Source organism: Paraglaciecola arctica BSs20135 (assembly GCF_000314995.1).
Taxonomy (GTDB): domain Bacteria; phylum Pseudomonadota; class Gammaproteobacteria; order Enterobacterales; family Alteromonadaceae; genus Paraglaciecola; species Paraglaciecola arctica.
The window spans coordinates 1-13,296 of the sequence record NZ_BAEO01000014.1; the positions used below are offsets into that span (position 1 = coordinate 1).

At 39.8% G+C, this 13,296-nt stretch carries 14 protein-coding genes; 4 read left to right on the top strand and 10 right to left on the bottom strand.

Going from position 1 to position 13,296, the window contains the following annotated elements; translation table 11 throughout:
• Window positions 1-16: 16 nt before the first annotated feature.
• Genes GARC_RS05455 through ccmA form a run of 10 tightly spaced genes read right to left on the bottom strand, consistent with a single transcriptional unit; the run spans window position 17 to window position 7,870 of the window.
• Entirely contained in the window at window positions 17-781 is a 765-nt protein-coding gene (locus GARC_RS05455) for an MlaA family lipoprotein (RefSeq protein WP_007617615.1), read from the bottom strand.
• Window positions 781-2,043, bottom strand: coding sequence for a c-type cytochrome biogenesis protein CcmI (ccmI, locus tag GARC_RS05460; RefSeq protein WP_007617617.1), 1,263 nt, complete (start codon window positions 2,041-2,043; stop codon window positions 781-783). The genes GARC_RS05455 and ccmI overlap by 1 nt, the downstream gene beginning before the upstream one ends.
• Window positions 2,040-2,492 carry a cytochrome c-type biogenesis protein gene (locus tag GARC_RS05465; protein ID WP_007617619.1) on the bottom strand — a complete coding sequence of 151 codons (453 nt, stop codon included), beginning with the start codon at window positions 2,490-2,492 and terminating at the stop codon, window positions 2,040-2,042. The genes ccmI and GARC_RS05465 overlap by 4 nt, the downstream gene beginning before the upstream one ends.
• Window positions 2,489-3,061 (bottom strand): redoxin family protein, encoded by a 573-nt coding sequence (locus GARC_RS05470; RefSeq protein ID WP_007617621.1) that lies wholly within the window; start codon window positions 3,059-3,061, stop codon window positions 2,489-2,491. The genes GARC_RS05465 and GARC_RS05470 overlap by 4 nt, the downstream gene beginning before the upstream one ends.
• The gene (locus GARC_RS05475; RefSeq protein WP_007617623.1) at window positions 3,058-5,064 is read right to left on the bottom strand and encodes a heme lyase CcmF/NrfE family subunit; all 2,007 of its coding nucleotides are present in this window, start codon (window positions 5,062-5,064) and stop codon (window positions 3,058-3,060) included. The genes GARC_RS05470 and GARC_RS05475 overlap by 4 nt, the downstream gene beginning before the upstream one ends.
• Before the next feature lie 2 nt (window positions 5,065-5,066).
• Window positions 5,067-5,552: a cytochrome c maturation protein CcmE gene (gene ccmE, locus GARC_RS05480; protein ID WP_007617625.1), complete on the bottom strand. Its 486-nt coding sequence runs from the start codon at window positions 5,550-5,552 to the stop codon at window positions 5,067-5,069.
• A complete protein-coding gene (gene ccmD / locus GARC_RS05485) occupies window positions 5,549-5,818 on the bottom strand; it encodes a heme exporter protein CcmD (protein WP_007617627.1) in 270 nt (89 codons plus the stop codon). The genes ccmE and ccmD overlap by 4 nt, the downstream gene beginning before the upstream one ends.
• Window positions 5,818-6,576 (bottom strand): heme ABC transporter permease, encoded by a 759-nt coding sequence (locus GARC_RS05490; RefSeq protein WP_007617628.1) that lies wholly within the window; start codon window positions 6,574-6,576, stop codon window positions 5,818-5,820. The genes ccmD and GARC_RS05490 overlap by 1 nt, the downstream gene beginning before the upstream one ends.
• The gene (ccmB, locus tag GARC_RS05495) at window positions 6,576-7,229 is read right to left on the bottom strand and encodes a heme exporter protein CcmB (protein WP_193363072.1); all 654 of its coding nucleotides are present in this window, start codon (window positions 7,227-7,229) and stop codon (window positions 6,576-6,578) included. Before ccmB ends, GARC_RS05490 begins: the two co-directional genes overlap by 1 nt.
• A gap of 11 nt (window positions 7,230-7,240) precedes the next feature.
• A complete protein-coding gene (gene ccmA, locus GARC_RS05500; RefSeq protein ID WP_007617630.1) occupies window positions 7,241-7,870 on the bottom strand; it encodes a cytochrome c biogenesis heme-transporting ATPase CcmA in 630 nt (209 codons plus the stop codon).
• 325 nt (window positions 7,871-8,195) lie between these two features.
• On the opposite strand from ccmA, the gene GARC_RS27180 reads away from it, so the two are divergent.
• The 4 genes from GARC_RS27180 (at window position 8,196) to GARC_RS05515 (ending at window position 13,185) form a co-directional block, all read left to right on the top strand.
• The gene (locus tag GARC_RS27180; protein ID WP_007617631.1) at window positions 8,196-8,510 is read left to right on the top strand and encodes a hypothetical protein; all 315 of its coding nucleotides are present in this window, start codon (window positions 8,196-8,198) and stop codon (window positions 8,508-8,510) included.
• Window positions 8,455-10,587 (top strand): flagellar hook-length control protein FliK, encoded by a 2,133-nt coding sequence (gene fliK, locus GARC_RS05505; RefSeq protein ID WP_226989067.1) that lies wholly within the window; start codon window positions 8,455-8,457, stop codon window positions 10,585-10,587. The genes GARC_RS27180 and fliK overlap by 56 nt, the downstream gene beginning before the upstream one ends.
• A 15-nt stretch (window positions 10,588-10,602) precedes the next feature.
• A complete protein-coding gene (locus GARC_RS05510; RefSeq protein WP_007617633.1) occupies window positions 10,603-10,962 on the top strand; it encodes an EscU/YscU/HrcU family type III secretion system export apparatus switch protein in 360 nt (119 codons plus the stop codon).
• Between the two features lie 135 nt (window positions 10,963-11,097).
• Window positions 11,098-13,185 (top strand): putative bifunctional diguanylate cyclase/phosphodiesterase, encoded by a 2,088-nt coding sequence (locus GARC_RS05515; protein WP_007617634.1) that lies wholly within the window; start codon window positions 11,098-11,100, stop codon window positions 13,183-13,185.
• Window positions 13,186-13,296: the final 111 nt, after the last annotated feature.

Sequence of the window (13,296 nt, forward strand, 5' to 3'; positions counted from 1 at the left end):
GAATTAGTTAGCGCAGCTAAAGGTCATCCAAAAATGCATCGATATCATCTTCTAGTGCTTCTTCCTCTTCGGATTTTTCTACCTTTCCATCTTTCACTTTAAATTCTAAGTTTTGGAAATAGGCACTTTTTACAAAAGCATAGGGATCGGCTGAAGAATTGAGTTGTTGTTCTTGTTGTATTACCGAGGCTCGGCTTTCTAATGCTTTAATACCTATACGCAAGAAGCTAAAGTAAAAATTGAGACCATCTATAGGTAAGTAGTATGAATCCACATAATCGCCTACTGAACTGCGTATATCGCTAGGTCCTAGCGCAGGTATCATCAAATAGGGTCCTGTATTTACCCCCCACTTGCCCAAGACTTCTCCAAATTCCTCTTCCTTAGGCTCTAAACCAATTTCACTGGCGACATCTATTAAACCAAGTATACCCACAGTGGAATTCAACAAAAAACGGCCCAGACTAATAAAGGTGCCATCCAGCTTGCCTTGCAGCAGATTATTCAGACTGTTTGAAGGCTCTTCAAGATTTTCTGCCATGTTCAGTAAACCTGTGCGCGCTATTTGTGGCATATAATCCACATAAGCCACTGCAGTAGGCCTTAAGATATATTCATCTAAAACCTCATAATTGAAGTCCCACATAGTGCGGTTTAATGATTCTAATGGATCTTTAGGATCTTGGTACTGCTGCGCTTGGTCACTAGTAGTTTGCTGGGAAGCACACCCTCCGAGCAGCAACAAACCAGTTGCCATTATTAGAACAGCTATTTTATTCATTATAATTCTCTATCTATCGTTATTGTGACTTGCGTCATCTGATCTGCGCTCAGGACTGTTATCAATTCACCTTGCAAGTCACCTGCTGCCTGAGTCCCATTTCCATCTATAGAAACCCTAGCGACCAACTTAGCTTGTTGTAATTGCGACAAGGTATAATTTGGCGTCATGGCATTGTCATCAGACAACTCAACTACAATTGGGAATTCACCTAGAGGCATTTTCACCACAGCAGCTGGCATTTTCATTTTTCCGGTACTTTCTTGAGCAAATACGAATAAAAAGCCGTTTTCAGGCAATTTTGACTGCAGCTCAGCATTGATATTAATAGTTACCGATACTCGTGTTGAACCTAGGCTGTCCTCTGAAGGCTTAGTCTGGTTCTGAGCCACTTGCTGGCTAGTTTGGTCAAGTTCTGCCTGCAATTGCAAAATTCGTTGATTAACCGCCATATAATTCGGGTCAGTTTCAGGTATAAAAACCATTAATCTTTGCCAATTTTCCAGTGCTAATGCCTTATCACCTAACTCAGTGGCAGCAATAGCCAAAACGCCCATAGCATTAGTGTTGTCTGGTTCCAATTTGAGTATGTACAACAACACATTTTTAGCCTGCAATACTTGCTGCTCTTGCCCTGTCATCAATAACGCTTGAGCGTAGCTTGATAAAGTTCCAACGTTATTGGGATCATATTTCAAAGATTTTTCAAACGCTTCAATAGCGCTGTCAATCCTATTAATGGCACCTGATACTCTGCCTAACAACATCCAACCAGTGGCGTCTTCAGGGGTGTCGACCAATTTTGTGCGCAATCCTAAGGCAAAGGTTTGTAAATCTTCTAAATTAAGGCTTTCATCGCCTTTAATCATTCTCTGCCCAAGCTCACTAGTTTGTTGTTGCGCAATCTGCCATTGCTCAATAGATTGAATTTGATTCGCATAATAATACACAGCTATGCCTATCGACACACTCACCAAAGCGCCAATGATAATAGCCAGTCGTGCACTAGAACCATTGTCTTGACTGGTATTAATTTCATCTAACAGAGCTAGTTTTAATTCATTTTCTGACTGTAGTCTGTCTGTGTCGCTCAACAAACCTTGTTGCTGCTCAGTCTGTAATTCATTTAGTCGTTGTTTAATTAATTTCTTATTGGTTAACGCACTAACAGATCCATCAGCAGTTTTTCTAAAACATGGAAAAGCGATAAACAATAGGCCAATAACAACAAACAACACTGCACCTAGATAAAAAAGAGTCACTCGTCACGCTCCAAAATTTCTTGAGCCTTGGCTAACTGCTCACTGTCCATCTCAACCCCTTGACGTTTGCGAGTGATAACAATTCCCACCAAAGCGGCAAAAACAAATAACACAGGCAATAACCATAACCAAATTGTCATAGGATTTACTGGGGGTTGGTAATACACAAAGTCGCCATATCTTTGCTTCATATATTCAATCACTTGCTCTTTATCGTAATCTTTTTGTAGCAAGTCGTAGACCTTGCGTTTTAGATCCACCGCTATCATGGCATCAGAATCGGCAATATTTTGGTTCTGGCATTTGGGGCAGCGTAATTCTTTGGTTAACTCTAAAAATAATGCGTCTTTTTTAGGCTCATCAAAGTGAAACTTGTCTTCTGTTGCAAGTGCAAGGTTGATAACACTGCCTAGTATAAGAATCATTAAAGTAGTGACTAAGCGATTCATTGCGCCACCAACAAGTCGTATACAGGTGCAAATTTGTTCTTCCACACACGAGGATTGATATCACCAATGTGGTGCAAGCGTATCTTGCCTTGTTGATCAATAAGATAAGTTTCTGGTGCGCCGGTTACGCCAAGATCCATGGACAGATCCCGTTTGACATCAAATATATTGAAGGCATAAGGATTGCCCAATTGACTGAGCTTATCTGTGACTTCCTGCTGCACGCGTGCGACAGTTTTAATTCCAAAATCCGGGTCCATATCTTGGTCAAAGTACAAACCCACAATGTGTTTACCTTCACCTTGTAACTGCTTGAGGTAAGGCAACTCAATGGCGCATGTGATGCACCATACTCCCCAAACATTAAGAAGTGTCACTTTGCCAAGAAATACATCTTCGTTATAAGTCTGCTCAATATTCATTAAATCAGGCAAAACAAACTCAGGCATAGGTTGTTCAAGTAGGCTAGATTGATGCTCTCTTGGATTGGAAAACAACCCTTGATACAAAAATATAATTAACCCCAAAAACAGTCCCAATGGGATCAAATATAATGCGATTTTTTTCAAGACAGTTGCTCCGCTAAGGTCGGATTGGATGTTTTATTCGCTTTGGATTTATGCACAATTTTAGTCATACGATAACGTTTATCACTAATAGACAAAACTCCGCCAAAGGCCATAATAAATGCGCCTAACCATATCCAGTTAATAAAAGGTTTTACATAAATACGTAATGACCAATCGCCATTTTTAAGCTGCTCACCTAAAGCCACAAATAAATCTCGTGTGAAACCAGAATCTATACCCGCTTCGGTCATGACATTTCGTTGCACCGGATAAAAACGTTTTTCAGCGGCAACTGATGCCACTTTATTACCCTGTTGATATACATCAACATGGCCTACATCAGCAGTAAAATTAGGGCCGGAATATTCTGATACGTTTTTGAAAACAAACTCATAACCTTGCAATGTTACGCTGTCTCCGGGCGCCATTCTGACATTGCGCTCTACGTTATAGGCACTAACTAATGCAATACCGATAAGCGTAACGGCAAAACCTAGATGCCCAGATACCATGCCCCAATGACTAGGCGTCAGTTTTTGTAAGCTCTGCAAAATGGAATATTTACCTGAGGTGATTTGTGGCTCAATACGCTGGCGAATTTCCATAATAGTAGTGACAACAATCCAAAAACTCATCACTAAGCCTAAGGTCGCCATATAACTGGATTGTTCAAAACTGGCATTAACTAATACTGCAGCCGATACACTTAAAGCAAAAGCTATCAACAATTGTTTGTAAAGGGCCTGTGGCGATTGGCTTTTCCAGCGCGACAGTGGGCCTATTCCCATAATCAATACAAATGGCACAATGAGATAAGTAAACATTTGATTGAAGAATGGCGCGCCGATAGAAATAGACCCCATGCCTATTTCCTTGTGAACCAAAGGTAATAAAGTGCCTAACAACACCACCAAAGTGGCGGCGCTTAAGAACACATTATTACCAATCAATAATACTTCTCTTGAAAACAGTTGGTATCTGCCATTACCTTTTAACTGTGGAGCCCTGTAGGCGTACAAAGCCAATGAACCGCCGATAATCACCACTAACAAGCCAAGAATAAATAGTCCACGACTAGGATCGCTAGCAAATGAATGCACTGAAACCAATACCCCTGAGCGCACTAAAAAGGTACCCAAGAGGCTTAATGAAAACGCAGATATCGCCAGCAACACTGTCCAAGACTTAAACACTTTACGTTTTTCAGTCACAGCCAAACTGTGGATCAAAGCAGTACCTATCAACCAAGGCATAAAAGAAGCATTTTCAACAGGATCCCAAAACCACCAACCGCCCCAACCAAGTTCGTAGTAGGCCCACCAACTACCCAGGGCCACCCCTACAGTGAGAAACGACCATGCAGCTAATGTCCAAGGCCTAGACCATCGAGCCCAAGTTGAATCCAACTGGCCAGAAATCAACGCAGCAATCGCAAAAGCAAAAGCAACAGAAAAACCTACATATCCCATGTACAACATTGGAGGATGAATAATCATGCCAATATCTTGCAATAATGGATTTAAGTCTTTGCCATCTATAGGGAAAAAGGGCAATAAACGATCAAATGGGTTAGAGGTAAGTAACATAAACAAGTAAAAGCCAATCGCTACCATACCTAAGATGGATAACACTCTGGCGACCATTTTGATGGGAATAGCCTTACTAAAAAGTGCCACCGCCACTGTCCAGGTAGAGAAGATCAACACCCACAATAAAAACGAGCCTTCATGCCCGCCCCACACGGCGGTAATTTTGTAATAAATGGGCAAGGTACTGTTCGAAGTATTAGCTACATAAGCCAAACTAAAATCATCGGTAATAAAACCATGGGTCAGGCAAGCATAAGCAAATACAGTAAACACAAACATACCAATGGCTAAAGGTTTTGCCATGGCCATCATGCGAGAATGATTCACGTAGGCGCCCCACATAGGGTAAATAGACAACAATATGCCCATCATCAAAGCCATTACTAACGCAAAATTTCCTAATTCAGCTACCATGATTATTCACCTGCCTGTGCTTTACCATAACTAGCCTGGTCTGGTTTAATGTGTTTAATGCCTTTCATTTTTTCTGCCAACTCGGGTGGCATATATTCTTCATCATGTTTAGCTAACACTTCATGAGCATCAATATGGTTATTTTTAGTCAGCACTCCTGTTGCAACAATGCCCTGCCCTTCTCGAAACAAGTCGGGTAAAATCCCTTGATAACTCACAGTCACGACAGGGCCGGTATCCACTAAATCAAAACTGACCTTCAAGGTTTGTTGATCTCGCTTAACAGTACCGGGCACAACCATGCCACCGATACGCAAACGCTGACCAACCTGAGGAATTTGTCCATCTTTACCCTCAATAATTTCGGAAGGTGTATAAAACAGGTCGATATTTTGGCTAAGTGCATACAACATCAAACCAATAGCGCCACCTAATACCAGTATGATTGAAGATACCACCAGCAATCGTTTTTGACGTCTTGGGTTCATATTGTTTCTCCGTTAGTTCTTTGTTCCGCTGTAGCACTTTTCTGAGCTGTAGCACTTTTCTCAGCTGTAGCACTTTGCTCAGCCGCAGCTTTAATGCGCGCTTGCCTTTTTTGTTCAGTCAAGACTTGTTTCAACATGGCTCGTTTTGAAAAAAATGAGTCTAGCCATAAAACCAATAGACTTATGGCTGCACAACCAAATGACAACCAAACGTATAAACCGTAACCGGCCATATCTAAGAAACTACTGAAGTCTTCAAAATGCATTATTTGCCCTCACTAGAGGCTGCGCTTTTATTTGCCAAAGCCACTACCCAAGGGCGTTTAAGCTCTCGTTGCAGGATCTCGTTTTGCATACGTAATAAAAAAATAGCCCCACTAACCAATGCCCAGCCAAGAATAGACAGTAGAAGTGGCCATAACATTTCTGGCGGCATTGAAGGTTTATCGAATTTCATGATGCTGGCGCCTTGATGCAAGGTGTTCCACCATTGTACTGAGTAATGAATAATCGGCAGATTGATCACCCCAACTATCGCCATAACCCCAGCAGCTTTACCCGCTTGTTGTTTATCTTCAAAAGCTTTGTATAACGAAATCACCCCAAGAAATAAAAACAATAATATCAATTGCGACGTTAACCTAGCATCCCACTCCCACCATGTGCCCCACATAGGTTTTCCCCAAGCGGCGCCAGTGATAAGCGAAACAAAAGTAACAGTTGCACCTACAGGTGCTAAGGCCATCATCGCCATAAAAGACGTTTTAACCTGCCAGACTAAACCAACAAAAGCGGCAATGGCCATTGCGCTGTATAAACTTTTTGATAGAACGGCACTAGGTACATGCACATAAATAATTCGGTAGGCTTCACTTTGTTGATAATCCATAGGGGCAAAAGCCAAGCCCCAAACGGTTGCGACTAAAATGACAGCCAACCCCAGCAGACTAAACCAAGGCAACAATTTTTGGCATAGATGATAGGTACGTTCAGTTTTAGCGTAAGGATGTAACCACTTCCACATCAGGTTTGACTCACTCTAAGTGCATAAGCGATGGCAAAAGGGGCCAAGGCTAAGGAGAAAAGGAACATAGCGCCAATGATCGCCAGTTGTGCAGTATATTGTAATTGCATAGAAGCAGATTCTACGGCCGAGGTAGCAAAAATTAACAGCGGAATAAACACCGGAAGTAGCAATAACGCTAACAACACGCCGCCGCGATTTAATCCAACAGTCAAACCTACCGCTATAGCACCAATCAGGCTCAATAAAGGAGTGCCTAATAACAAGGTTTTTAATAATGCCCAATACATTGGTTCACTCAAGTGTAAAAACAGCGCCAACAAGGGCGATAATATGATCAAAGGCAGAATACTAGTTAACCAATGGACCAGCACTTTTACTAAAGCAGCAGCAGGTAATGAAGTACTCGACAACATCAATTGTTCCAATGAACCATCTTGAAAATCATCTCGAAATAATCGCTCTAAACCTAACAGCGAAGATAATATAGCAGCCACCCAAATAACCCCTGGGCCAATGAGTTGCAAGGTTTTTGGTTCAGGTCCCACAGCCAATGGAAACAGGCTTATCACCAAAATAAAAAATAACATCGGCTGCATCAACTCAGCTCTTTGTCTATATGCCAAGGCTAAGTCACGCTTTAAAATAGCCATCAATGCCGCCACTAAATCCGGTACTCCAAGGTCAGTTCATCCGTTGGATAATCAATACGTAAAGCTTGGTGAGAAGTCATCACTACTGCACCACCACCACTGAGAAATTGAGTAATTTGATTGCTTAACAAATCAATACCTTGAGTATCAAGCGCGGTAAAAGGTTCGTCCAAGATCCATAATTTTGCATCTCGTTTAAACCAAAATCTTGCCAATGCCACCCTACGCTGTTGTCCAGCAGATAAATTTGCTACTGGAATATCTTCTAATCCTACTAAATTTAGCTGAGCTAAAGTGTCATAAATTGTATCAACTGAAATACTAACCAGATGTTGTTTGCACCAAAACTGCAAATTTTCCACCGCACTGAGTGTCTGGTTAATTCCTAACTTGTGACCAAAATACACCAAATTTTGATGATAATTTTCGCGACAATCTTGGATGTTTTGTTGTGAGAAATAGACTTCACCAGAATCAGCCGCCACTAAACCCGCCAGCACTCTAAGCATACTGGTTTTACCGGCGCCATTTTGCCCTTTGACGTACAGTAAACCGCCTTGCTTTACGGCAAAGTTTAGGTTTTCAAACAATAATCGATCTCTTTTGACTACAGACAAATTAGTTACAGAAAGTACCGCCAAACGGATCCTCGTTTTTTCTATTAGAGTGCGTTTAAATTAGAGTGCGTATAATGCGTATAAAAAATAGTGCTTATAAATTTAACTTATAAATAGCACGGCAAAGAGCGCAGCAAATTAACTTTCAATAATATCATAGGGTTTGGCTCTGACCTACTAGCAAAAACAAATTGAAATACCAATTTGTCCTAATAATTGGTAACAAAATAATTAGCATGCTAAATCCAATAAAGTGTGACTAATAAACAAGTGGATTAGCCAATATAGGTGAGTTGCGGGTAAACTATAATTTAACTCATGCTTAATAATATCAGCCGATAACCTTTATATGCCTGACATTTCCCAATCTTCCCAAGCAACCATATCTCAGGCTATTACCCAACTGAGTCAATTGGCCCCTACGTCAGAGGTAGCTCGACAAGGTGTTGATGTATTAGTGAAACATTTAGCCGGTAACGTTTTAAGTTTAAATAAAAACACTGTTTTACTGAATAAAGTTGTTTTAATAAACAATCCAGAGATCACAGGAAAACTAACAGAAGGTCAAACTCACCAAGTTAAATTATCTTTAGAAAATAGTCCTGCACTTGAGTTTTTTTTCAACATCAAGTGCCAAATTAACGAATGTTATTCCACTCACTGAACAACAATTGCAAAGTTTACTGAGGTTACCAGCAAAACAATTAATTCCCAGTAACCTACTCGTTAAATCAGATACAACCAATACACTCCCCGTTCTTAATGCAACAGTTTTAGCTGCATTGACCAAAGGACTACCCAATACCCAAATACCTTCGGAGTTAATCAAACCACAAACTGCAACAAGTCCTATACAGACACAGCAGAATACTCTTAGAGTAAGTCTGACGGATCAAAAGCCAGCTATCGAACTTGCATTACCGGTCAAACAATTAAATCAATTTACAGTAGGTGAAAAAGTCAGCCTGAGTCTTGCTCCTAAAGGCAATAATTGGCAACTTACTATTGTGCAAAATAAAATGGACCTATCTAATCAGCCAAAAAGCATCAGCGAAGATAAGGTGCAGTTAAGAAACCAACTAAGCACTTCTGCTTTGCCTACTCAGCTAGCGCCAAATAAAATTGCGAGTCAGCTTTTAGCGCAAACCAATGTAACTGCAACTCAAACAAACTCCAATTCAGAAATGAGAGTTGTTAAAGATCAACAAAGTTTACTCACCCCAATACTTGCCACGCCTATAATAAAAGCCAGCTTAGGAGAACTAAAGCTAGATAAATCAGCTAGTTTTGAACTACCCATCAAGCCAGTTTTACAGCAATTGAGTAAAATCAATAATGAACAGAATCAAGCTCTGATACAAAAACTGCAAGCCTTACCTATAGATAAAATATCTCTGCAAATAAAACCCAGTGGTGAAATTGGTTTATTAGTACAAAACACTAAACCTGTAGCCACTATTGTTATTACCAAAGAGATTGCTCAGGCATTAGCACCACTCAAACTGCCAAATCAATTAGCAGTCATGAAAGAATTAAATTTATCTATTGAGAACAGCAAACTAATTCAAACACCGGTGCAAACAACTCGCTCAGAAGTAAGCCCAAAGACCCAAAGGTTAGGCACTGAGAACTTGCAGCAAATAACCGCTGACAATAAAACTAGGCCTATTGTGCCTCCAGTGGATGGCACTAAATCCCCAGAAACTAGATTAAGCATGCAAGAGGCCGCCTCTAATTTGCAGGCTCAAATACAAGAAAGACCTTTGGCACAAAGTGTGATTAGCCAGAGTCTACTTGCCAACAAACCAGAACAAATCAACTTAGTACAAAGTTTATTACGCATAGTCCAAGCAAAAGCAGAAGCACCAGCTATCACCCTGCAATCAATAGAAAAAGCTTTAGTTGATGGGGAGTTTTTTAAGGGAGTAACCGAACAACCAAGCAAACAATTAGTAGAACAAGTATTACAACAAATTAAACAAGCTTTGCCCCAAGGTAAAGAACAAGACGTAAATCAAATAAGACAATTGCTCACCACCCCAGCACTGAATTTATCGGCTTTACAAATGATTAATCCAACATCAAGCCAAGGGTTTATGAGTGGTTTGATTACCCTATTACAAATGTCTCTGAGTGCAAGGCTGACACGTATACAAACAAGTCGTACTGAACATATTACTGAAACATTAAATAATGTATTAAGTGGCACCAGCAAAGCCAAACCAAGTGTGAGCTCAAAAGCCATGGGCGAGATGTCACAATTGGAACAAAGACACCAATTGATGAAGGAAATTGGTCGTTTGTTATCTGGTCACCAAACAAGCAAACTAAGTAATGCAGAACAAATGATCCAGGGCCAAGAAAGCTTCTATTACAATTTACCAACAGCCTTTGGCGGTACCATCAAAGATATTGAACTGCTGATTAAACGAGAAGATAACGATAAAGAAGACCAAGCTGCTGACGAGCAGAGTAATAAAACTTGGCAACTTACTATGAAATTAGCGGTTGGTGAATTAGGAGAGTTATTAACTAAGGCTAAACTGAGATCTGACACCTTAGAAATAAACTTTTACGCCTCCAATGAAGCAGTAAAAATTCAGGTAATGAACTACCTGCCATTATTACGTAGAAAATTTGATTCTCTTGGCATTGAAGTGAGCAAAAGCCATTGCCAGTTAGGGAAAATCCCAGATACTCTGCAACAACGTCCGTATCACATGTTCCAAGCTAAAGCTTAAGAGGTCTAGACATTTATGACAGACAAAACACCAAAAAAGCCCAAGCAAAAAAGCGCAGTAGGCCTTAAGTATAATCAGAGTAATCAAAATATCCCGCCTACTGACGGCGCATCATCCGGTGGCGCACCAACCATAATCGCCAAAGGATTTGGCGATTTGGCAGAAGAAATTATTGCACTGGCAAGACAAAACGGAGTGTTGGTGCATGAAGACCCTTACCTGAGTGACTTTCTAGCCACTTTAGACTTAGGTCAAGAAATCCCCGACCAGCTATACCATGTAATAGCAGAGCTCATATCGTTCTCATACGTATTACAAGGTAAGTTCCCCGATAGCTGGGCCAAAACACATAACAAAATATCCAAGAAGGTATAACTTTATATATGCTATTAACTTTAAGTAGTACCAAATTAGTGGTATAAAAATTAATTGCTTGAAATTAGATTAAAATTTACTTGAATTTTAGTTAAATTAAGCTTGCTCCGCCAAATACACCTAGGGAATGAATATTTGCCATCTGATTTTAGCGTTCGTGCACTCGTCATATTATTATTATTTTCAATAAGTGTTCTGATATTTCACAGATACGATGGCTTACAAATAACCTTACCCTTGTTATCAAAAAACGAAAATTTTGGTTTTGGTTCGTTATCTAATAATAACGTTATCAGTAATGTTGTAGAGCAAGATGGCGTTCCTTCAGTTACTTGTCAGTTAATGGAGCCATCGGGATATAATTATTGTGGCCTATCGATTGAGCTAGGTGAAAATCCGAAAATAGGCAGGGATCTGTCTGTATTTAACGCGATCGAATTAAATATAGATATACAAGCGCCCACCGAAAACACAAGGGTCCGCTTCTCATTTAGAAACTTTAATGCATCTTATTCAGACCCTGACGACTTTGTTTCATTAAAATTTAATAGTATTAAATATGCCCCAAACTCACTTAATGGCAGCATCAAAGTACCACTCAATGCCTTTCAAGTTGAGTCTTGGTGGTTGGAAGAATATACAATTGGGTTCGATGATGCGCAGCTAGATCTCTCGAATATCCCCTTTGTAGAAATAGTCACTGACGATATGAAAGCTGTCGGCACTTATGTCATTACTGTGCGCAATGCGACACTTTCAGGCGAGTTAATCTCAGAGCAGGATTTGCTTAAAATCATTTTGTTGGTTTGGTTAATTGTCATCATTTTACTCATCACCTTACAACACAATAAACTAAAAACAGTATCAACCACAGATCCACTTACTGGCCTTATTAATAGAAGAGGATTAGAAGAATGGGTAAGTAATAATCTGCCAAGTTTTTCAATTGGCGCTCCCCTTACGATGTTCTATTTTGATCTCGATGACTTTAAAAAAATCAATGATTCCTTTGGTCACCTTGTTGGTGATGAATTGTTGTGTCGTTTCAGTGAAAAGATATCTTCCACCATAGGATCCTTGCCATTATCTGCCCATAAATATGTCTTTTCACGCTTATCTGGTGATGAATTTTCACTGGTATTAAAAGGATTAAATGCACAACAGATAGAAAGTCTAGCGAAAGAAATCTTTCATGCATTAAAAAAGCGAATTTCACTTAGCAGCAGCACAGTAAATATCAGTTTAAGTTTAGGCATTGCCTCTAGTGATCAGAGCGCCTCTACTTTTAGTAGTTTAATGTCTCGAGCAGATTCGGCGATGTATTACGCCAAAAAGAGTGGTAAAAATCAGTTCAAAATATTCGATGAAAATGTATCCAAAGACATTCTTTTCCGTAAAAAAGTAGCAGAAAAGGTACGTACAGCTTTAAAGAAAAATGAATTTACCCTCAATTTCATGCCCATTTACCAAGCATCTGATTTAACCATTTATGGAGCGGAAGTGTTACTAAGAGCTGGATCAGAAAGTCTCAAAAATATAGGCCCAGATATATTTATTCCTATTGCGGAAGAATTTAACATCATTAAAGATATTGACTTATGGGTAATCGAAAACACTTTCAAATTAATTGACGCCAACCGAGTATATATTCAACAAAATCCGCTAATGTTTGGGATCAACATTTCATCTGTAGAGCTTCATAATAATTATTTCCCGAAAGAAATAAGTAAATTATTGCACAAATATAAAATTCCCCCTGAATGGATTGAAATGGAAATAACCGAAACCAGTTTAATTGAAGCCGATGAGCTCAGCATTACTGTTCTCAACGATATTCGTAATCTGGGTATTAGGCTTTCACTGGATGATTTTGGCACAGGTTACACCGCGTTTAACCAGCTTATGCGCTACCCAGTAGCCTGTCTAAAAATTGATAAATCATTTGTAGATGATTTGACTTCAACAAACGAGTCTAGAAAAACTATGATTAAAGCCATACTGTCTATTGCCAAAGCGTATCGTCTGGCAACTGTAGCTGAGGGTATTGAAAATATCGAGCAATACAAATATGTCTCCGAAAGAGGATGTGACATGGTGCAAGGGTATTTATTTTCTAAACCACTAGACTGGGTATCCTTGACCCTATTGCTTGCAGAACCTAAAGAAAAACGAATGGCATTAATTCAAACAAATTCGACTAGTCACGGCTCCATTAGGGATTAGGGCTATTTTAGCTTTTTCTTGTGTCTAGTTTAAATCAATAGGATTGTTTCAGTTTTACACCAATCAGCCGAAAACTAACATAAGAGGAAAATAGCAGGAAATTATACAGAG